The sequence below is a fragment of the Bacillus cereus group sp. RP32 genome (assembly GCF_040459735.1).
In the GTDB taxonomy this organism is placed as follows: domain Bacteria; phylum Bacillota; class Bacilli; order Bacillales; family Bacillaceae_G; genus Bacillus_A; species Bacillus_A wiedmannii.
In genome coordinates, this window is record NZ_JARVHO010000001.1 from 3069237 (window position 1) to 3090554 (window position 21318).

The window sequence follows — 21318 nt, forward strand, 5'->3', positions numbered from 1 at the left end:
TACAGCTTTTTATTTTCTTAAATGCTCTAAAAATAGCTCATTGAAATTCTCATTTTCTAGTTCTTCCAATCGCTTCTGTACACGCTCTAGACGTACTGGACCCAAACCTAACACTTCTTTTACCGCTCTTAACGCTAATGTTCGGCCATCTTTATACGATAAAAGAGATACTTGCTGCACTTCACCCCGATGAAAACTTTGACGTTCCCTTGTCTTCTTTCGTTCACGTTCACTCGCTCGGCGTTGTTGACGATTTAATTTCTCGTTCATCGTCTTTCCCCCATTTCTTGAAACAACTCTCGAATAACAATTCTGCGTAAGGATCCTGTGGTACTGGGTCTAAAACACCCGTCTTTTTATCTTTTCTTAATGAACTTACTACCCAAACCATGTTGTACGGTTCTCCAGCAATAACCCCTACAATTCTCGCTGGCTTTACACGTGGCAATGCTGTTGCATGACGCTTTGCAAACATCGATTTACGTGGTCCCTCTCCTCTACCCACATGCTATTCCTCCCTTTGTTTAAGCCAGGACTCAACACTCATTTTCTCGCCCCATCGATAACCTACACTTCCTTCTGCTTCAATCGGAACTGGAAATCCTGGTACTGGAGGTTGCTCCATAACTTGTTTAATTTGTTTTTCTACTGCGGCTACAATTTCTGGGTCATCATCTATCTCAAAAATAATTTCATCATGAATTTGTGCGATCATATCGGCACTACCATGAGCAAGCACACCTTCTTGTTTACCGATAGATTCATAAATTTCATTTTGTACTTTCTTCATAATGTCAGCGGCACTACCTTGTACTGGTGTATTCGCTGCTTGTCTCTCAGCTGAGCCACGATCTCTTCTATTCGCGCTGTTAATGCCAGGTAGTAATCTCATGTATCCATAAATCGTTTGTACATAGCCTTGCTCCCGTGCTTCTAAAACAATCTTGCGCTGATACTCAGGTATACGTTTGTACGCTGTTTTAACGGCATTTACAATCTGTGCACATTCATCTAATGTTTTACGAATCATGTATTTTGTTTTAAATGTGAACTGTAAAACGTGCTCCGTACCTCCATAAGAAATACCGAAGTTTCCTGCCTTTGCATCTGTACGTTCTTTCTTTACAATTTCATCTTCGGGTTTTCCAGTCATTACAGACGCTGTTCTACGGTGCATATCGCCGCCTGTGTTAAACAATTCAATCATGACCTCATCACCCGATTTCCATGCCATTAAGCGTAGCTCGAAACCTGAGAAGTCAATGAAGAATAATATCTTTCCTGGTTTAGGTACAAAGAAGTTTCTTATTTTAAACTCGTCATTATCAGGTCTAGGAACGTTTTGTCCATTTGGGTTAAAACTATTTAAACGTCCTGTTTCCGTAAATGGGCTGTACCCTGCATGAATTCGTCCACTCATAAAGTTCAAGTACTTTTCACGTCCTATGATGTGCGAAGAAAGTAATGTCGTGTATTTTTGTATTTTCTTTAGCTGGTCAATAACTTCTAGTGCCTGTTCTTTATAAGGATGCGGTTCACGTTTTGCGATACGAATCGCTCCGCGTTCCAGCTTATCTAAAGTAGGATCCTTTTCCGGATCGATATTTTCCCAATTTTCAGGTAATGAAACACCGAGGTATTTTTCCTCGTCGATATCGTTCAGCTTGTTTTCAAGCATAAATGCCATATCGATAAGCGCCTCTTGATCAAGACTCGCGCCCGTTTTTCCATATTTGGCAATCGGTATTTTTAAGTAATCAAACATTAAGCTTTTCACTTCGTTCGTTTTACCTGATTTACCGGTATTTATATCAATATTGAACGTTTCTTTCGCGATTTGTTTAATACGTTCAGCCGCTTGCTCTTGCATAATTTCTGCTTCTTGTTTCTTTTGCGTTGCAAGGTTTGGATCCCAATTCATCCCCCAATATTCCATAAGGCCGATAACACGTGTGAATGGCATTTCAATCTTATGAAGCCATTCCTCATATCGCGGAATTTGAGCTGCAATTTGAGACCAATATTCGTAATGCTGCACAGCATAATCCGAGTCTTCAGCTGAGTAAAGCAGCCCTTCACCTTTACTCGCATCAATTTCGTCAAAAAAATTGACCTTGTATTTCTTTAAAAGGGCTGAAAAGTCGTTCATCGTTACACCAAAAATGTGTTTCGTAGCTGGTTTTAAACCCCATCCGCTTGTAGGTTTTTTCGGGTTATTAATCTTTTGAGGTGCTGCGATTTGTAAACACCGTACCCACATAATCAATGGATCTGCCACTTTTCCTAAAATGTATTTACCGTACTTCGCTGCATATTTCGTTTCAAAAGACAAATTGACCGCAATCTTTAATACCTTTTCATTTTTAAATAGGTATTCATCAAGCAAATCTAGAACCAATTTCCTAGCTTCATCTCTATCCATACTTGGTTCAAATACTTGGCCAACTTTATGTGAAATTGGAACAACTCTTGACTCGTGCGCCGCTGCTGATAAAGACACAGTACAAATTTCACCTTTCCACGGATCCAGCGGTGTTTTTAGATATGCTTTTTCTAAGCTCTCTCTTCTGCTTTCTGCTTCTTTCTCATCAATAACACCTGTGTCACAAGCTTCTTCTATACCTTCAAACGCCTTTTTATAATGCCCTCTAATTTCTTCACTTGCTGCAGTCTCCCAGTCGAATCCTGCTTTACCCGTTTGTATACAGCGTTCTACGTATTTCTTTAACTCCGAGACTGTAAGAATCGCTTTATAATCTTTCACTTGTTGTGGTTCTACTTTTGGCCAAACAATATCGAATTGCCCTGGCTTCTTCTTTTTTTCCATTTCTACCGCTAATTTTGATTCTTTAACCGGTACCTGTTTTTTACTACTAGCTAATGTTTTAGGTTTCCCAAACAAACTTCCGAGTTTCATATTTTCACTTCCAGTCATATTTATAATGCTTGTCCATATAATTAGTAGTACTCATCCTGTATATGATCAAAGAGTCCTTTCTTCATGCAATACGCAATGTATGCATTGAAACGCGGTGTTTTTCGATAGCCACCACTTGTTAAAAGAATCATCCTCATTTTCGCTAATTGATTTACAATTGCTTTTGCTTCCTCTTTATCGATTGAAAGCATTGCCTCTACATCACCAAGTCGTAAGTACTTCTGCTGAGCGAATAGCTTGATAAACTCATAGAATTTCATTTCACCTGTTAACGTATCGATTTTTTTAAGGTCTGCGGTAAACTTCTGATATCTTTCTTCTGTCATTTCTTCCTCTTTTATCGCTAAACGAGCATAGTAATTTAAACCACAACCTGGAGCATTGTATAACGCTTTTAAATACTCCCCAATAAATTCAACGTGTCCCGGCCAAACTTGAATTCTTTCTCCTGATTCATCAACTGAATGTGTAAGAGCTGCAAGCGCAACTGCTAATCGTGCTACTTTATTCCGTTGATCTGAAGGAGAAACAAGCGGTATGTCATTCGCATTTCCGTATACTTTGGCAAGATCTGTCGCAACCTCCAGTACTTTATCAATCGTACCGTCTGTAAATAACACGTCCTCCGGCTTTCGTGACCAAGCAAATAAGATGTTATTTTTCAACGTATCCTTCTGTATGATTGATGGATACGTTGCAAGTGTTTGGTTATATAATTCAGGATCCACATCACTTGCTCGCATAAAGACTGCAAAGTCAAAGCGCCTAATATCCTCGTTATTAAAAATATCTTTTAAGCTTTCTGCGCCTTGAGAGTAATCAGCCAGTCGTTTTCCTTTCGGTACGTTCCCTGACATAATGGCACGTACACGACAAGGTGTTTCAGCTGTTACAGCTCGTTTTACTTCTAGTTTTCCATCAGAACGCGCAAGTGTCATTTCACCGTAATCGTCTTTTGTAATACCTGTATCCTCATCGATCCAAATCATTTCTTTATCAGCCAACGGCCATGCACCCCAAACGATGTACCATGCACCTTGAGCACCTGACTGTTCCATCTTGTACGTTAGACCTGTACGTGATGTACTTTCCGCATTTACTCGAGTACCAAGCCCTGCATATTTCATTACTTTTTCAATGAGCGCTGACTTACCAGTACCTGTATCACCAACGATTTTCAATTCAGCCCATCCACGTATAGGATTTAAGTCCCAAGGTACTCGGAACCGTAACACGCTATGGAAAGTAAGAAGTACTGCGAGTAACGTTTCGTCACGTTCTACAATGTGAGTTACGTTGTACGTTAAATCGTTACAAATAGCTCCTAATTTCTGTTCAATCGATTCCGCTGTATAATCTGCAGGCTGAAACGTTGCTAAATCCTCTTTCACTTGTTCATTTAACTCAAAACTTTCAACCACATCCTGAAGCGGTGTCGCACTCTTTATAAGTAGTGTTGACTCCTGATTCTTTGGATGTGGGTAGACATAACCGGTTAATTCGTAGTACTTGTTCTCGCTTACGTTTAATCCATTTACGGCGTACACTTTTCGTAGTACATAATTCCCTTTATGCTGCTCTTGTTTTTCGTCATCTTCTTCAGCCATAGGGATTACAAGTAATTCTTCCACGTTCATATTCTCTAAAATATCCGTATTGTATTTCGGGCAATTTGGAATGCCTGAGATTTCTCGTAAAATGCCTTTGATATTATCGTCACCTACACCTGTCATTTGTATGACTTCTCGATCACTGACGCCCAGGTCTTTGTATCCTGTATGCGTATGGATGTCATATAGAGGACAATGTACCTTTTTACAACTTTCTCTGCCCCAGCAATGGTACTCGATGTTTTTCGGAATGATATAAGGTGTATGCTTTTTACCTGCAACCATGACACGTGTTTTTACAAGCTTTCCAGTAAGATCTGCGTTACCAGTCTCTGCTAAATGTAGGAGCTTTGCGTTTTCTTCTTCCTCTGCATTTTTCTTAATGCAATGACACATATCACCAGCACACGCTACACGTTCGTATTCTTTGCTCCCCGGCTTCTTTTCACCATGTAGTGAGCGAATAAATGCACAACCAAATTTGTATGTATTGTCACCGCTGTATACCGCATCAACTACACTTCGCGTATTTGCCACACGCTGTTGCTTTCCATAATCATTACTTTCAGAAGTGAATTTTAGTACCCACTCTTCCAGGTCTTTCATTGTTTCTTCCTTGGTGTATCCTGCATCTTTGAAGTAACAAGCAAGCTGTACTGTCGCTTGGTTTCGATCACCGTCTTTTTTCCACCCACCGTTTAAGATATCAACTACACAAGCAGGTGGTTTGTCTTTCTTAAATTGAAACTCTTCTTTTTCGTAACGTCGTGCGTTTGTAGCTGCAGCTTGTTCATATTCTTTGGTTTTATCAATTAATAAGTACCCTGTGCGTGGTCTATATTTCATTGCTTTTTTACGTTCTTCTGGTGTATAAGGTAAATCGTCAGGATGCCTTGGTGACTTAGCTAAATCTTTTATTTCTTCCAGTGTTAACTTATTTAATTCATCTACACTAATTTCTGTTTTAAATAGGTTTGTTTTTTGGTGCATACTGTTTGGTAAACGAATCATTCGTTTTTCTGTATACACCACCAGGTCTAGTGAAGTGAGTCCTAATCGATGGACTAAGTATCCAGCCATATGTTTGAAGATTTTATGAAGGTCGTTTCTCGGTTCAATACCGAGTGCATCGGAGCTTATTAAGATGTGGAATCCTTTTGATCCAGAAAAGTAAATCCACATATCCGATTCACGAATGTCCATTTCTTTCGTAAAAAATTCCACCAGTTTTACTGCATCCTTTTGGCTGACTGATGGGTCTTCCGCATGGTCAAGGTCAAAATATAGGGGAGCAATAAATGCTTCCCCCTTTACTTTTGTATCGTTCGCAAATCGTTGAACTGTAGCAAAGCAATTGAAATTGAATGCCTCTCCCGTTTGGAATTGCTTCACTTCAGAAGAAGGGATTCGTTTCCACGGAATGCTTCTACCGTTCTGATTGCTGTACCATGCGTCTACATATTGATATTCACTTGTTTTATCTTTCTTTTTTGCCATTTGTAGACGCCCTCCTTAATTATTCTGAAGCTTTTTCTGCTTGTTCTGTTTCTTCTACATTAATTCCGTAGTCTTCTGGTTTGAATACACCTACAGGCTGGAAGTCAATACCAATCCATTGCTGACTCGCATTTGTACGACTCTTACGTTCTGTTGTTACTAAACGTGTAACAATTTTATTGACACCTAGTTTAGATGGAACACCTAATGCTTTATATTTCCCTGTATACACATTCATCGCAAAACGACCGAAAATGATAGTGTCTGTTGGACTGAAGCTCATAAGGTAGATACGTGGGAAGTCGTCAGGACTTAATGTTGATACTGGAACAACTGATGCCATATAGCGAAGCTGAATATCGTCTAACTCATAACGTTCTTCAGCTTGTGGGTTCTCAGCTAACCACTGATTGAATACAACTTCCGCATCTTCCTTTGTTTTTTCCGCTACGATTAATTGACCGTCTTCAGGAGAATCTTGTTTTCCCCATATAGACCAACGTTGCTCGCCATATCCGATTACTACATCGATACTGTCACCGTACGTTACATTTTCATCATCTTTTTCTACGAAATTGCCTTTCTTGTTAACAGTTAACCATTCACCCATTCGGACGAAATCCATATCAAGTCCGTTATTCGCTTCAACGAACCCCTGCTTTGTTTCTTCTAAAATTGCTGTAATATAATTACTTCCAGTGTTTGTTTTCGCCACCGCATTATTTTGTACCACTACTTCATTTTGATTTGTTTCTTGTGTCATTATTTTTTCCTCCCGCGCCCCTGTAGGCCATATTTTTTCCACGCTTTTCGTTTTGCTTGGCTTTTCTTTTTTCGATAAGTAACTTGTCTTCTACGCTTCGCACGTTTCGTTTCAAGTCGTTGAACTTCTTGTATAAATGGTTGTGTTTCTCTAACTTTTGTTACTACCTCTTTACCGATACTTTGAATAATCGTTTTTAAAGAACCCCAAACCTTACCAACCATAGCTACAATCGACTTTACAGCCTGTTCTTTATCAACTTGATCCACTTACTTCACCTCTTTCGCTGAAGCAATTAATTCTGTAATTTCATAAAGTGCACCTACATACTCGTACTTTTCCATCTTTATCACCCCTTTCACCAAGGCATATCATTTAAGAAATTAGCTACTGCATCGCGCTCTGTTTTCGGTTTTCTCGGTACCGTTAAACCGATTCTGCTGTATACTTTTCTACGGCTATGGTATTGGTCCTTAAACACGCCAACATTGTAGTCAACGTAATCGAACCAGTACGCTTCTTTATCCGGATTGTTTCGGTCAGGTCGCATAATACGTCCAATTTCTTGCTCTACCGATGAACCGCTATTACTTTCACGAGAATCACCACGTTTCGGCATTACCATGTGGCCAACTGCTAAATGCTGCATGTCCAGTCCTTCACGAGCTAACTGGGTCGCAAATAAAATATCTACTTCTTTTCGATCGCACGCTTCTAAAATGTCTTTACGTTGCTGCTTTGTTACTTGCCATTCACGGATTTCCTTTTCTGAATACTGCGCAACCTTTACCTGCCAACCGTATTTCCCTTGTTTTTTATCGACTGCATGACCATTATCAATGAGCTGCTGTGCATGTTTTTCATTTTTTGCTTTTCTCCAGGTGTAACGACTGATTCCGCCATGCACTACAGCTGTATTAATCGGTTTCCCGTAATACGTATCACCGTATCGTTCTTTCAATAATTTTTGTACGAGTTGCTGTAAGACAAAACAGTACCGGACAGATTCCGTAATAACTATCGCAGGCCCTAATGGATAATGCTCCACGATACTCTCAGCAACTAATTTTGCACGCTTTTTATCCGAAATGAGGTGTCTTATTAAATCTGTATAATCAAGATCTTCTCCTCCGGCATCTACACTATCAATCTCATTTCGATTACTTGCTGTTTCATAATTAAACTCGGTGTATACGAATTTCACATCCGGTTTTATTAGTCTCCCAGCTTCATACATTCCGTCCCTACTAATCTCATACACTTTTGGTCCTACACCGTTGTACATATAGATTTCTAATCCATCTTTTCGAGAAGGTGTTGCCGTGAGACCAATCATATTTTCAGCCGTTAATTTCCCAGTCGTTTCGATGAACTGTACCGCGGGAAAATGATGGGCTTCATCTACTACTACTGTCCCTATAAAATCATTTAGCGCGTCGATTATTTGCGGGTTTCGTTGCAAGGTTTGCACTGTAGCAACGATTAACTTACCGTCTCCCCAATCATGTACACCGTCACCGAAAAAGCCGATACGACCGATATCAGGCATTGTAGCCTTAGCTCGCTTTGCGGATTGATACATTAAATCTTTTGTGTGCGTGAGCCATAGGGCCGCTTTACCTTTTTCATAGATATAACGCATCCCCATTACTGTTTTACCAGAACCAGCTGGTGCAACACCTATTCCGTTTTCTTGCATAAGTGCTTGTACCATCGGTGTCTGGTCTTCTTTTAAAACAAATCCAGCATTCCATTCTCCGAAACTAACATCTCGACCATATGAAATCTGTGAGGTAATAACTTTACTTGGATCGTATCCTAAGTTTTTCAATACATCTTCTAACTTTTTGAGAAAACCTCGAGGTGTGACAATATCACCTTTGTCATATACAAACAATTCAAGTTTTGCTTGTATGCCCCACGTAGGTCTACGTTGTTTTTTCGCTTTCACATACGCTGGATTATCAAATGTTAGTGCCTTGGTAATTGCCGCCTTAAGAGGTGTACTAGCACCTCTTATTCGAATGTTGTGTTTTACAAAGATTTGTAGCAAGTAAGCACCCCCGATAAATCGTAAGAAGGTTCATGATATGTAAGTCTTGGAAGTGGGACACAAGGAACCATCCGATTTTGAAATTCTTCAAGTTTTATATGGTTCACATTTCGTTTTTTCATATGAATAAGAGCTGTAATAAGTCTGAATGCATAAGCTTCATCAAGCTCCTTGCTATCATTTAGAAAACTAATAAACACTAAACCTAAATTTCTTTCAATAATTTGATCAAAGTCTCTTAAACCGAGAATCTGATTTGGTCTCATATAATCTAGTGAAAATCTACGACTCTCAGTACGTTTCATTTCCGCTAATATATTTACTTCAGGTGTTAACACAATCTCATCACCTGGACGAGTCGCACCCGCACCATCAGCTATTCTCATGCGCCATACATTAGGGATTTCTCGCCAGCTTCTTCTGATTTCAGCTTGAAAATCATCCCCACGTCGCTGACGTTCACGTTGTTTATTTCTCATTGCTGTTTGTTTTGGATCCATTGGTACCTCCTTAGTTATCAAACCAAAATACTAAACGTATATCGTCTTCCGTTGTCTTCCAATAAGGGTGGTCATGATCTTTCAGAAAACCCTTTAACTTAGTGATAGTTTCCATAAATCCACTCATTGTACCCCTTATAGTTGTGTTGTAATATACAGTTACCCCTAAAGGTTTAGGAATAATTCGCGTGATTTTTTCACCTAGCATCTCTCTAGCTCTCTCTTCACTCCCATAAAATTCTGCAGCCTCAATCTCTTCATCCCAATTAAAACTTAGTAATTCTTTCAGCGTTAAATATGAATGGGAATGTCCGTCACGATCCCAATAATCACTTAGTTTTTTCACCTCCGGACTTACATCTACCGGTAACCCCTTCGGTTCACTAATTGGTGTAAATCCTTTTCCATTTCTCACATTGGCAAGGATTGCAAACAAATAATAGTTACGCCCTTTATAAATGTAATCGTCATAATCAATGATCATATGCCGTTGGTCATCTTCAGGATGAAGCGCATGCTCTTGATTCACCGTCCATTTATCAGCATTTATCCATACCCCGTTTTCTCTTTTCTCATCTTGATATGGATATCTTTTAACTTCTACATATGCATGAATATCGCATCCCATTTTTCTCCCCCCCTACGCCAAAAATCTCAGTAGATTTGCTTGCACATACGCTTTTGCCTTCACAAGATCTGCCGATTCTTTCGCTGTTTCCCAGGCATCTTTTGTTTGATAAATTTTAATATCAATGGATGCTAACTCTTGCTCTACCTCAGTAAGCTGTTGACGTTCTTCTTTACTGTAGTGTTGTCGGTACGCATCACGTAATGTGTCGTTAGTAAGAGCAACCTTTTGATCATTTACATAAGTAAATTGATTACGCCCTTCACCTTGGATTTGCATAAACGCTTCGGCTTCTTTTAGTTCTACAGCTGTCTTCAGCTTCACTTTTTGTTTAATTAACTCTGCTTTTCGCCCATAAGCTTCTTCACGCGCCTTACCTTTTTCAAGAACATCCTGAACTGCAGCATCGATTTGTTGTAAGGATGCTTGTAACTCAAGTGGATCTAATACACGTACATAATCAGTTGGTACTTTCTTCCCTAAAATTTCTGTTGCCGCTGCAAGTAACTTTTCTGTTCCATGAACTTCTTGTAAACTACGAATTTGTTTATTTAATTCACTCATTTGTAGAGGCCTCCTCGAAATTTATACAGCGTACTGGTCGCACTAATTTTTCTATCGATACTTTTTCTTTTAAAACTTGCTCAATACTAATTTCAACAATCTCTATATCTAAAGACCATTTCGGTGTGTATCCTGCAACCTTTAACTTTAAAGGCGTAAAACCAACCACAATGCCGTTCCAATTAGTTTTACAGTCTTTCTCTTTTTTACTAGAAATACATAACTGCACTGGTGTACCTTCACCTAATTCGTTTTCATCAAATTGCGGTTTAGTTACAATCACGTTCGCAATCCCTCCTTCGCTTCCGCTATTTTTGTTAACGCTATTTCTACCACGTCAGAATTAATGCTCTCTGTCTTGGCAATACTCTCAACAATCGTATTTATATCCACCAGAACATCTTCTCCTGTTTCCGTTTGAATCAAGGAAGCAAACTCCTCCATTGCGTAGGCACGCTTCTTTTCTGCTTCAATACGACTTCGGTCAAGTACTTCTTCACCAGGCTTCGCACTTTGAAGTGGTATACGCTCTAAATTGAAAACACGTGGTGCTTTTACATCAATAAGGAGCACAGAAATTTGACGCCGCATCTCAGCTTCTGACGCTGATAACCGCGTCAGGCTCCCATCATTCACAAATACTTTTCCATCAGAACGCTCATAAATACCGAAACCTGTATGATCATGGCCGCATAAAACCAAATCCGCCTCTGTTTTTACATCTTGTACTTTTGTATACCTGTCAAAAGGTGGATCATGATCAAGTAGCATTCCGTGTGCTACGTGTATTTTGGTTGACTCATAATCTTCAATAACTTCTGGTGAATAACCATATCCCGCTTTATCAATTTGGTCACTGTATGGCGTAAACGTTAACTGTACGTGATTACCATCTTGATGAAACATTTTAGCTTGTCCTGGATCATTTATGACTGTAAGCTGCGGTACGATTAACTCCAGTACTCTTAGGCTTGTCCGTTCATACGTTGCAAGATTGTACCCATAAATATCATGATTTCCAGCTGTCGTATAAATTGGAACAGGGCTTTCTTTCAATACCTTTGCAAACTCTAGTAATACGCTTGTCGTAACCTCAGGTTTATCAAACGTATCTCCTGGTTCAATAATTGCTGTCACACATTTGTATTTAGCTAGCGCAAAAATCTCACGGAACTTCGCAATTAATGCCTCTTTATAATTATCTTTACGGTTACGAGGGTTTGTGCCTCGTATATGCGGATCTCCGAAATATAGAAACTTCATACTTTCACCTCTGCTTTTTCGTGTTCTTCTTAACGTTGTATCTAAGGTAATACCACCTTCAACAAGCTGTCGCATTAGTGAAGATTACTTGATTCTTTTTTCTTGATGATCTCTTTCGTGATTTCACCTGTCTTAGCGTCTAACGTCAAGTCACCCTCACCTTTTACACCTAATTCAGAATGGATGTCAGCCCAAACCGCTTTGTGCCATTCTTTTAATCCTTTTGTTGCATTTTCCAATTTCTTTTCATATTTTTCTTTAATTATTTCAATTTCAGCCTTTAATTCTTTTGCCACAGCTTCTTTAATCGCTTCCGTTTCCTTACGAATACTACGTAACTCACGTACTTGTTCTTCCGTTGCTTTACCTACAACTTCCTCCTTCACTTTCACTCCCGCAACCTCTGCAGCTAATTCTTTTAAAAAGCATTTAATACACATATCCAAATCTCCCTTTCTATAAAGCAGTTACTATGCTTTTTCCCTGTTTTTGAGTCACACCAATTGCTACGTCACCTATCTCAGCTAAATGAGTACTGTGCGTAATAAGAACAATTTGACGGTTAAATTTAATGCTGTATTCTTTCAAGAAGTACGCCACATTCGGCGCGTATTCTTGACTCACGTGCTTCCCGACCTCATCTAAGAATAATGGACCTCTTACACCACTAATCTCTCCTACAGCCAATCTAAGCGCTAAACTTACTACGTCTGCTACACCACCACCACGATCATAATCAGGCGGCTTCAATTGCGTTCGTACATCTTCAGACTGTAACCAGTACTCCGCTACTGGTTGATTACTTTTTACAGTTATTTCAATCTCGAATCTGTAATCTTTATCGAATACAACTGTAAGAGCTGAGGTAACAATTTCTTCAATACGACGTTTTGCTTGCTGCCTTGCGTAATCACTTGTTTTTTGAAGAAGGATCTGTACTAAATCAAATTCACCGAGTTGCGCTACAGCTTTTGCTTTTCTAGCCTCTGCACCTGTTTGTTGTCTTACTAATAAGTCTCGTTGACCAATTTTCATTTTTAATTTATCGCTTGCCTGACGGATATCCGCTTTTGCTTTTAGAAGCTCATACATTAGAACAGCCTCCTTATACCTGCGGGATAAGTCGTTCTACATGCTCCAGGTTTTCTTTTACTGATAAATCAAGCTTACTGATTTCATCCTGGATCGTTTCAGGTGTTACACCATGCTGCGCCATTTGTTCAGCGATTTCCGTTAACTGCTTTTCTGCTGACGTTTTCTCAGCCTCTGCTTGAATCTTTGCCGTTTCGGCTTTCTTTAAATTTGCTTTCGCGATTTCAATACGTTGCTTTAATTCCATTACTCATTTCCCCCTTCAATTTGTTTTGATAGTAAGTTTTGTAACTCCGATTCAACGAATCTCTTTTGATCTTTTAAACAGGCCAACACAGTCGGTCGGATAGCAAAATCAATGTGCTTTTCCCCTACACTTTCTAATGCACTTACCGGTAAATTCTCATTAAATTTTTTATGAGATAGCGAAACCTTTAGTACATTGGACGTATCTTCAAAAGCTTCAATAATCTCATTGATTTCCATTAACGAATTATTCAGCCTCTCAGCTGTTTGTAAAAAGTCACTAACTTTATCTGTATCAATCACCATGAATCACCCCTCAATGAGAATGTTCAAAAGACATCGGCGATTCGCACAGCGGACAAACTCCACCAGCCTCGTTCCATGTCTCTTCCAATTCCTTTGTGTAATTTTCAATGTGCTTTTCATATAGTTCCAATGTGCTCGTACTATGACGAACTTTTTGATTCCAGATCATGTAGTTCCGTAATAATTCGTTTAACTCCACTAAACGAGATACGTTCTTCTCAGCTTCTATTACCTTTATTTCCGCTTCTTCAGGGACACGTAAACGTTCCACACGACTCGTAATATTCACATATTGTTTGTGTGTAGTTTCAAATCTGTGAAGCAACATGTGCATCTGGTTTAAACGTTCAATACTTGTTTCACATTCTTGTAGTTGATCTGACGTGCCACTAGATACAGATAATCTGTTTACATCCATGCTTGTTTTTTCATAGCGTTGTTTCACCACGCTATACTGTACAAAGAGCTTATTTAATTCGTCCGTTTTCTTTACTTCCTCTTCAATCACAACTACATCAATGTTTTCAACTACAGTTAACCTCCCTAGCTGTAATTGAACATTTTGTAATGCTTGACTATACTTTTTATAGTTTTGTGATAAGATAGAAAGCAAAGAATATCTTTCTTCAAATTTAGTAGAATCTTGTAACAAGTTACTTACTTCTACTAATCCATCAAATTGTTTTAATGTTTCAGTCAATGTCTTCTTGGCGGTGGACAGTGACTCGTATCTTTTTTGTAAGTCCAGTAGTGTTTGCAGACGCTGCTGGTCTTTTTCTGTTTGTTCTAGTATTTGAATAAGTACTGGCACATTCTTAAGTCGCTTCTTGATTTCCCAAGCTGCTATGTACTTTTGTTTACGACTTGTGTACATGTGAGATATTTCTTTTAATACCTCTTTCTTTTTATGCAATTCCTCTATATGTTCCATCAAACTTTCAGCTGTTTTTAATTGCTGTACTTTATCATCCACATCCAAGTACTCGAGTAAGTTACCTGCTAATCTCTCAATTTCTTTTTCCGCTAGTAATCTCTCTTGCCTTGCTGCGTATGTATCTTTTGATACACTTTTTACCGCGAGATCCACAGCTTCTGTCCCTGCTAACTTCCCTAGTACCTTCGCACCCGATGATGGTGTTTCGCTTATTAAAAACGGTGCCTCGAGCTGAAATGCAAAATTTAAAGCTGTAACAAAATCACCAAAGGTTTGCTTTGTAATACCGAGTAGTTGTTTTACTTCCTCGGGTACCTCAGATTTTTCAAATACACTCCCTGCATCACCAGGATTCGTTTGAATTCTGTATGATGTTTTCCCTTTTCTGCGGTGCTTTGAAATAATAATGCCGTTATCTAAGTGAATCGCCACCGCCGCATGCCCTACAGATTCATTTACGAAAGCCTCACCTTGAGGTTCGTTAAATGCTACCCAGCGAACCGCTCTTATGATGGCAGTTTTCCCGCTATCAGATGGCCCAGTAATAACATTCAACCCATTTCCTAAATTAAAATGGCTATTTGTATGTGACTGGAAACCTTCAACAAAAATCTCATTAATGGCCAACACGTTCACTCCTTTCTGTTAGCTTTAACATGATGTTTACTGCCTGTTCTTCTGATCCATTCTTGAAGTAATCTTTACTTTCGCAACATACAGCTTTTACGTCTTTTGCTTTTACTAATCGAGTCGCATAAGTCACGTACCGTTGCATGTATATCACCTCCTTTCAATGATTTAACTTGCCTTTACTTTCGCTTTCTTTTTTCGTGTAACAGTTACTTTGACACCTAGATATTTTTCGTATACTTCTTGAAACAGAACTTCTTTTTTCTCTGTCCCATAAAACTCATTACGAATGTATAAGCTGGATTTCTTATTCCCCAATGTTTAACACCCCTTTAGAACGAAAAACCTACTCTTTTATATTTTCCGCGAAGTGCGGAAACTCAGTTAAAAAAATATCCTTTTCAGGAAAATCTAATTGTAATGCAGCTTCTATCACTTCTTTTTCCGCGTTATGCAGATACGAGGGCATAAAAAACCATTCAAAAGGAAAGTTTAATACCATCGCAATACGCAGTGCTAAACGTGGGCTAGGTGTCCTTCTACCAGTCTCAATGTCAGCATAATGAGTTCGGCTTATGTTAGCCAATTTAGCGGCTTTATCCTGTATCAAACCAAGATCTTCTCGTATTTTCACAAGCCAGTACCTTTTCATGTTGCACCCCCACAATCTAGTAATTGATTCCAATTATATCCGCACTTCGCGGAAAAGTAAATAACTTTCTGATAATTTTTTATACTTTTTTTATCCGCGCATTGCGTATTTACTATAATTAATGGTATCTTATAAGTAATACAAACGTAAAAAATAATAATAAGTTTTATATTTTCTTTGAATTTCACCTAAAACAAAACCATTAAAATATATAAAAAGCTATATATTTTCTTGTTATTTTATATAAAACAAAAGTATTGAAATATAAAAAAGAATTCGGGGGATGCAAAATGGATGTTGGAGCACGTTTAAAATTCTTACGCGACCGAAGAGGTTGGACCATAGAAGAAACTGCAGAACGACTAAACATGTCTAAATCAGCATACGGCGGCTACGAAACTAACTACCGTAGACCTAAATACGAAGTTCTTGTACAGATAGCAGATCTTATGGATTCCACTACAGACTTTATATTAGGGAGAACAGAAAATCCAAACAGTTTAAACTTTGACGTTACAGATTTTCTAGATAAAGGGAAGTTACATTCTAACGGCGTTGAAATTACAGATGATCAAGCTGAGATTGTTAATGCGTTATTAAGACAATTAATAGTACCAAAAACTTCGCAATAAATAAAAAAGGATTAGCCAGATGCTATTCCTTTTTTTGTTGCAATACAGCTGTAATTTGGTTGTACTGTTCATGTGTGATCTGCCCTCGTTTGTATAACACTTCCATCAAATAATCCATATCACAACTTACATTCTCAGCATCAAATAATTCCCCTATTAAACGCTTTGTTTCTTGCTTTACAGTCTCTTTTTCCACCATAGTTCCGCCCCTTCATCCTTAATAGTTTGTGAAATATGTATCAAATGGTACAATTTTCTCAAAACATCTAAAAACGTGACACCCCTTAAAAAGACGAAAGACGCTACTATGAGTAGCGTCTTTTTAACTATTAATTTATATTACATGCCACCAGGATCAACTTTCATTAATTGTACTTTTTCAGTATGTACATCCAATTTTTCTTTACCTAAATCTTTAGTTTGATCTGCACCAGCACCAATAACCCCAACCGATAATGCAAGTGCGCATAATGTAGTGATTAAAAACTTTTTCATGTTACAACACTCCTTCAGTTATTAAAATGCGCTTCGGAAGTTGCGCATATATTAGGCTTCCCGTTTTTTCAAATTCTTCTAAAGATTTCCTTGCTATCATTGTATCATTTTCAATTCTAGAAAGGTAGTACATTTGAAAAGCAGATAGACCTTTTTCTTTTAATCTTTCGAAAATTCTATAACCATTCTTCTTATCACCATACAAACACTCATAATAAGCAAGATCACCATCACTAATAAAATCAAAATCTATATTATTTAAATTAAATCCGAACTCAATATACAAAAAAGCAAGAGTCGTTTTAAAAGAGTTATATTTTTGTGTCCCTTTCGGTGAACTAATTCCTTCTAAACATTGAATAGCTTTCAAAATATATTTTTCTGCCATTAACGGATTCTCAAAAATGTAACTCTCACCCAAACAACAGTATGCTGTCGCTTTTACAACTGTAAAATTCAAATCAGAATTTATAATCTCGTGGCACGTAACTCTACAGTTATCTACCTCATTAGCATGCAACTGGGTGTACGCAATTCGTTCCAAATACTGCATGTGTAAACAATCTTTAACATAGCTGTTATCCATCTTAGCGATGTATGCTTCAGCAGCTTCGGCATACGATGACATAGCACTATACCTTTGTTTGTCATACTCGGCTGCCATTAGTAACGTATTTAATAATGCCTGGCACTCCGAATCTGATGAAACACGTGTCTCATAAATTATATCTAATAGTGCCTGACCCCGTTTCCGATTCATATTCCTGTGATTGTATAAGTTATAGACACTTAGATATTTACGTACGTCATTTTGTACCTTTTTTAAGTCCTCGTCATCGGTTTCCTCACTGTATCTTTTAATTAATGATTCCATTACTTTATATTCCCCAGCTACTTGGCTATAACTTAAAGCCTTTCTTACATTCATGCTGGTAGAACAATTTTCTATAAAACTTCGTATCATCTTTATTTGCTTTAAAGGGTCTTTATACACATGATGCACTAATTTTTCATACACGTCGAATTTCATTTCTCCAGTTTTAAAATCTAAGCCATTCGAAATCGTTGTTCTGCTTACATTAATTTCTTTTGCTATTTTTCTTATGCTCATATTCATCGACTGGATCGTGTTATTCAACTCTTTCATCAAACCTCGCATGTTCTTCCTCCTCAGGACTAGAACACAAGACTCCTCCCTTTTTCTCAATAGGAAAACAATCACAACAATTATGTATGCCTGAGAAGTATGTTATACTTAATGCTGACTCATGGAAAGTTTTCCCTACGTACACTAGGGTAAAACGTTACAGTAGTGTTGCCGCACCAATGTAACGCCGTGGGTCTTTTTGTTCTTTTATTTTATTATCATTAGCTTATCATAAAATTTAGAACATTCATTTTACTGTTTCTCAAATCATATTGAGAAAGTTTTTTCAAAATATCCCAATATCTCCACAAAAATATACATCGATCGATGCACTTTTGGGAAGAAATATTCCGGAATCTGAAGAACAATTAAAAATTATTCTCGAGGAGATCCAAACGGTTTTCGCGGGCCTGGATGAATCTCAACGAAAACAATTCTGCAAACAACTCCTTTTCTACACGCAATTTCTAAATGAGAAAAAAGAGTTGTTATGAATCGATTGTAGTAGAAAAACGAGAGGGAGTATGTTCCTCTCGTTTTTTATTTTACGCCTTAATTATACACCGCACTTGCTCCCTCAAACGCTATAATCCCCATAGTTTCTCCCACTTTCATTTACTTAAATCTCTTTGCTTTGCATTTTTTCCCCATAACTGTCTCCATAAAACAATTGAAGCGATAGAAAGCATGATTGTTGTAATGATACTCCCCTCAATACCAAACGAGCCCCCATGAAGGACTTCCGATCCTTTTGTTACAGGTTTAAAAAGTGGTGTAGAATACATTGCCATTCCACTTACTGCAAAACCATAAATATTAAACTGTGCCCAATTCCACAACGAATGCCACGCGCATATCCCCCAAAGACTGCTGTCCTTTAAAGCGTAAAAAGCTGCAAATACACCAACTAATATTATATTCGATATTGAAAGAATTGTAATACCTGGATTTAGTAAATGAAGAAAACCAAATAAAAAAGAAGTTACAACAATCCCAATCCATATACAGCTTCTAACAGAAAGGACTGGAAATAACCAACCTCGAACAACAATTTCTTCTGTTGCACCTTGTATTAAAAAAGCAACTAAAGATCCCACAATTCCAAGTATAGCGGTTGGCGTAATTTGTTGCATTTGTAGTTGTACAATTCCTGTTAATAAAAGTATCATTACTGGTATTGAAATGAAAACAAAACCTATTAATGCACCTCTCAAATATTTTCTTATCCACTGATTTCTCCAAAAACCAATGGATGAAATTGATCTTTTCTCTACAAATCTAACCCATAAAAAAACAAAAAATACAGCTCCGCCAAACGTCAATATCATCTCAATATCACTATAAATTGCCTTCATTAAAAGTGTTTCTGCTTTCGGTAAAAACAACATAAATAACATGAACAATTCACCTAAAGTTAAAAATAAAATTGCAAGTATAACAGCGAATATTGGATGAACTTTTTTTCTTCCTTCTTTAGCTGCATCAATTATTTTAAATTGAGTAAATTGCAATATTCTCGCCTCCATAACAATTATATTAATAATATATATATCGTTTCTCTAATACAAACTTTCAATAAAAATGCTCTCCGTTTAGCATAAATCTAAATTTGGAATAATATATAAATAAAAGAGATGACTTTGTGCGTTTTACTATTATCACCAAGATTATTCACTGGTATTACCAGCACTTGCTATTTCCCACCATTTGTTGTAAGATAGTAATTAAGGTCAATTTAACACCATATTTCCTTTGCATATTATCAAGTATCAATCAGGATTATTTTGTACTCCTTATGGGTGTTTGATAATATGTGAACTTTTATTTTTCATTCAAATAAGGCCGATCATATTGTAATCTTTTTAAATTTTAGGAGGCATTACCATGACATTAACAGGTAAAGTAAAATGGTTTAACAGCGAAAAAGGTTTCGGTTTCATCGAAGTTGCAGACGGTAACGACGTATTCGTTCACTTCTCAGCTATCACTGGCGACGGCTTCAAGTCTCTTGACGAAGGTCAAGAAGTTAGCTTCGAAGTTGAAGACGGTAACCGTGGACCTCAAGCTAAAAACGTTGTAAAGCTATAATTCAAACAATAAAAAGGTTGTTACCAGCTCGGTTAACAACCTTTTTAATATATAACTAAAATTTTTTACATAAAAGGAGTGGTTATATGTATCGCAATCGAAAGAACGATGTAGCTGAAGTACCACCAGAACAAACCCCTGTCTGGGAATGTGAATCAGAGGATTGTTTAGGATGGATGAGAAAGAATTTTTCATTTGAAGAAGAGCCTAAATGCCCTTTATGTAAAAGTAGCATGAAAAGCGGAGAACGTTTATTACCTAAAATAGGTTAATTTTTACTTAACCCCTCTTTTATAAGAGGGGTTTTTTATTATAAATTTATATCCTCTACATCCGTTCGAACTATAGAATACAATAGTGCATCATGTTGCTTATTTCCTTGATGAATATAGCCACGTAATAACCCTTCCTTATGAAAGCCTATTTTAGATAACATTTTACAAGAAGTAACATTTTCAGGGTATGTAATAGCTCCAATTCTAAATAAGCCTAAATCTCGAAATCCATAATGAATAATTTCTCGAGCCGCTTCTGACGCATAACCATTCCCCCAATAACGAGGATGTAAGTCATATCCAATTTCAGATCGTTTACTCCATAGTTGTAAATTATTTAATCCAATTGTACCCACTAAAGTATTTGTTTCTTTTAATACAATCCCCCATCGTATTGCCTTTTTCTCAAAGTAATTTTTTGAAAATGATTCAATCATACGTGAAGCTTGTCCAAACTCCGTAAAAGAATTCATACCGTAATAACACGTTACTTCATCCAATGAAAAGATTTCATATATTTTTTGACAATAAGATTGTTCTATTTCAACTAAACGCAAACGTTCTGTTTCTAATATAGGAAACGCCACAGGATCACTCCTTTCTTTCTACTCATTCATTATAGCAGAAAAAGTATTTATAATTAGGAAAGTCCTCAATGTCCCATTTATCAAATATTTCTAGAGAAGCTTATCCTCTTAATTCAATACGAACTAAAAATAACCCTTCTTGCTTTTGCATGATTAGAAAAAATAAAGTGGTGATCAAAATACTATGATCACCTCTTTATGCTCTATTTATTTGCAACTAATGCCCAAGAGCTGTTTGTCTCCAGTTTACACTTAAAAAACCAGTTTCTCTAAGTAATGTATCTAACTCATTAACAAAAGGATACAATCACATTTCCTCCTATTATCCTGCTCTTACCTTTATTTATAAAAATTAATTGTATTATTTTCATTTTCACCACTCCGTCTTATAATTTCGATTCCGTGCTCACTTTCCCCT

Annotated in this window: 28 protein-coding genes; 3 read left to right on the forward strand and 25 right to left on the reverse strand. The window is 37.5% G+C overall.

Annotated elements, in window-relative coordinates; translation table 11 throughout:
• Nucleotides 1–9: 9 nt before the first annotated feature.
• From QCI46_RS15770 to QCI46_RS15865, 20 genes are all read right to left on the reverse strand, one after another.
• Nucleotides 10–270, reverse strand: a complete 261-nt coding sequence (locus QCI46_RS15770; protein WP_277616915.1) for a hypothetical protein — start codon at nt 268–270, stop codon at nt 10–12.
• Nucleotides 230–505 (reverse strand): hypothetical protein, encoded by a 276-nt coding sequence (locus QCI46_RS15775; protein WP_353840825.1) that lies wholly within the window; start codon nt 503–505, stop codon nt 230–232. The genes QCI46_RS15770 and QCI46_RS15775 overlap by 41 nt, the downstream gene beginning before the upstream one ends.
• Nucleotides 506–508: 3 nt before the next feature.
• Nucleotides 509–2935 (reverse strand): bifunctional 3'-5' exonuclease/DNA polymerase, encoded by a 2427-nt coding sequence (locus tag QCI46_RS15780; protein ID WP_353840826.1) that lies wholly within the window; start codon nt 2933–2935, stop codon nt 509–511.
• A gap of 23 nt (nt 2936–2958) precedes the next feature.
• Nucleotides 2959–6045, reverse strand: coding sequence for a DNA primase small subunit domain-containing protein (locus tag QCI46_RS15785; protein WP_353840827.1), 3087 nt, complete (start codon nt 6043–6045; stop codon nt 2959–2961).
• A gap of 19 nt (nt 6046–6064) precedes the next feature.
• A complete protein-coding gene (locus tag QCI46_RS15790) occupies nt 6065–6808 on the reverse strand; it encodes a hypothetical protein (RefSeq protein WP_353840828.1) in 744 nt (247 codons plus the stop codon).
• Nucleotides 6808–7077 carry a hypothetical protein gene (locus QCI46_RS15795; RefSeq protein ID WP_353840829.1) on the reverse strand — a complete coding sequence of 90 codons (270 nt, stop codon included), beginning with the start codon at nt 7075–7077 and terminating at the stop codon, nt 6808–6810. Before QCI46_RS15795 ends, QCI46_RS15790 begins: the two co-directional genes overlap by 1 nt.
• Before the next feature lie 89 nt (nt 7078–7166).
• Entirely contained in the window at nt 7167–8759 is a 1593-nt protein-coding gene (locus tag QCI46_RS15800) for a DEAD/DEAH box helicase (RefSeq protein WP_353841883.1), read from the reverse strand.
• An 83-nt stretch (nt 8760–8842) separates the two neighbouring features.
• Nucleotides 8843–9361, reverse strand: a complete 519-nt coding sequence (locus QCI46_RS15805; protein ID WP_353840830.1) for a M48 family metalloprotease — start codon at nt 9359–9361, stop codon at nt 8843–8845.
• 10 nt (nt 9362–9371) lie between these two features.
• Nucleotides 9372–9989, reverse strand: coding sequence for a hypothetical protein (locus QCI46_RS15810; RefSeq protein WP_353840831.1), 618 nt, complete (start codon nt 9987–9989; stop codon nt 9372–9374).
• A gap of 12 nt (nt 9990–10001) precedes the next feature.
• Complete coding sequence (locus QCI46_RS15815) at nt 10002–10553, reverse strand: hypothetical protein (RefSeq protein ID WP_353840832.1); 552 nt, start codon at nt 10551–10553, stop codon at nt 10002–10004.
• A complete protein-coding gene (locus QCI46_RS15820; RefSeq protein ID WP_353840833.1) occupies nt 10546–10836 on the reverse strand; it encodes a hypothetical protein in 291 nt (96 codons plus the stop codon). Before QCI46_RS15820 ends, QCI46_RS15815 begins: the two co-directional genes overlap by 8 nt.
• Complete coding sequence (locus QCI46_RS15825) at nt 10833–11891, reverse strand: metallophosphoesterase family protein (protein WP_353840834.1); 1059 nt, start codon at nt 11889–11891, stop codon at nt 10833–10835. The genes QCI46_RS15820 and QCI46_RS15825 overlap by 4 nt, the downstream gene beginning before the upstream one ends.
• Nucleotides 11891–12256: a hypothetical protein gene (locus QCI46_RS15830; protein WP_353840835.1), complete on the reverse strand. Its 366-nt coding sequence runs from the start codon at nt 12254–12256 to the stop codon at nt 11891–11893. Before QCI46_RS15830 ends, QCI46_RS15825 begins: the two co-directional genes overlap by 1 nt.
• 16 nt (nt 12257–12272) lie before the next feature.
• Nucleotides 12273–12908: a chromosome partitioning protein ParA gene (locus tag QCI46_RS15835; RefSeq protein WP_353840836.1), complete on the reverse strand. Its 636-nt coding sequence runs from the start codon at nt 12906–12908 to the stop codon at nt 12273–12275.
• A gap of 13 nt (nt 12909–12921) precedes the next feature.
• Entirely contained in the window at nt 12922–13155 is a 234-nt protein-coding gene (locus QCI46_RS15840) for a hypothetical protein (protein WP_042512777.1), read from the reverse strand.
• Entirely contained in the window at nt 13155–13460 is a 306-nt protein-coding gene (locus QCI46_RS15845) for a hypothetical protein (RefSeq protein WP_483299017.1), read from the reverse strand. Before QCI46_RS15845 ends, QCI46_RS15840 begins: the two co-directional genes overlap by 1 nt.
• Before the next feature lie 10 nt (nt 13461–13470).
• Nucleotides 13471–15024 (reverse strand): AAA family ATPase, encoded by a 1554-nt coding sequence (locus tag QCI46_RS15850; RefSeq protein ID WP_353840837.1) that lies wholly within the window; start codon nt 15022–15024, stop codon nt 13471–13473.
• The gene (locus tag QCI46_RS15855; protein WP_172796608.1) at nt 15011–15169 is read right to left on the reverse strand and encodes a hypothetical protein; all 159 of its coding nucleotides are present in this window, start codon (nt 15167–15169) and stop codon (nt 15011–15013) included. Before QCI46_RS15855 ends, QCI46_RS15850 begins: the two co-directional genes overlap by 14 nt.
• A gap of 23 nt (nt 15170–15192) precedes the next feature.
• Nucleotides 15193–15342 (reverse strand): hypothetical protein, encoded by a 150-nt coding sequence (locus QCI46_RS15860; RefSeq protein WP_179196777.1) that lies wholly within the window; start codon nt 15340–15342, stop codon nt 15193–15195.
• Nucleotides 15343–15370: 28 nt separating this feature from the next.
• Entirely contained in the window at nt 15371–15676 is a 306-nt protein-coding gene (locus QCI46_RS15865) for a helix-turn-helix transcriptional regulator (RefSeq protein WP_353840838.1), read from the reverse strand.
• Nucleotides 15677–15966: 290 nt separating this feature from the next.
• On the opposite strand from QCI46_RS15865, the gene QCI46_RS15870 reads away from it, so the two are divergent.
• The gene (locus QCI46_RS15870; protein WP_042512781.1) at nt 15967–16308 is read left to right on the forward strand and encodes a helix-turn-helix domain-containing protein; all 342 of its coding nucleotides are present in this window, start codon (nt 15967–15969) and stop codon (nt 16306–16308) included.
• Nucleotides 16309–16330: 22 nt separating this feature from the next.
• Here the strand turns inward: QCI46_RS15870 and QCI46_RS15875 are convergent, their stop codons facing one another.
• The 4 genes from QCI46_RS15875 to QCI46_RS15895 form a co-directional block, all read right to left on the reverse strand.
• Nucleotides 16331–16507, reverse strand: a complete 177-nt coding sequence (locus QCI46_RS15875; RefSeq protein WP_157829923.1) for a hypothetical protein — start codon at nt 16505–16507, stop codon at nt 16331–16333.
• Nucleotides 16508–16647: 140 nt separating this feature from the next.
• Nucleotides 16648–16803: a hypothetical protein gene (locus QCI46_RS15880; protein WP_179196776.1), complete on the reverse strand. Its 156-nt coding sequence runs from the start codon at nt 16801–16803 to the stop codon at nt 16648–16650.
• Between the two features lies 1 nt (nt 16804).
• Nucleotides 16805–17962, reverse strand: coding sequence for an AimR family lysis-lysogeny pheromone receptor (locus QCI46_RS15885; protein ID WP_353840839.1), 1158 nt, complete (start codon nt 17960–17962; stop codon nt 16805–16807).
• A 599-nt stretch (nt 17963–18561) separates the two neighbouring features.
• Entirely contained in the window at nt 18562–19461 is a 900-nt protein-coding gene (locus QCI46_RS15895) for a CPBP family intramembrane glutamic endopeptidase (RefSeq protein WP_353840840.1), read from the reverse strand.
• A 373-nt stretch (nt 19462–19834) separates the two neighbouring features.
• Here QCI46_RS15895 and cspD point away from each other — a divergent pair, with 373 nt between their 5' ends.
• Nucleotides 19835–20038, forward strand: a complete 204-nt coding sequence (cspD, locus tag QCI46_RS15900) for a cold-shock protein CspD (RefSeq protein ID WP_000176365.1) — start codon at nt 19835–19837, stop codon at nt 20036–20038.
• A gap of 86 nt (nt 20039–20124) precedes the next feature.
• On the forward strand, nt 20125–20310 hold the full coding sequence (locus tag QCI46_RS15905) for a cold-shock protein (protein ID WP_000286202.1): 186 nt from the start codon (nt 20125–20127) through the stop codon (nt 20308–20310).
• A gap of 38 nt (nt 20311–20348) precedes the next feature.
• On the opposite strand, the gene QCI46_RS15910 is transcribed toward QCI46_RS15905, so the two are convergent.
• Nucleotides 20349–20900, reverse strand: a complete 552-nt coding sequence (locus tag QCI46_RS15910) for a GNAT family N-acetyltransferase (RefSeq protein ID WP_046954301.1) — start codon at nt 20898–20900, stop codon at nt 20349–20351.
• Between the last annotated feature and the right edge of the window lie 418 nt (nt 20901–21318).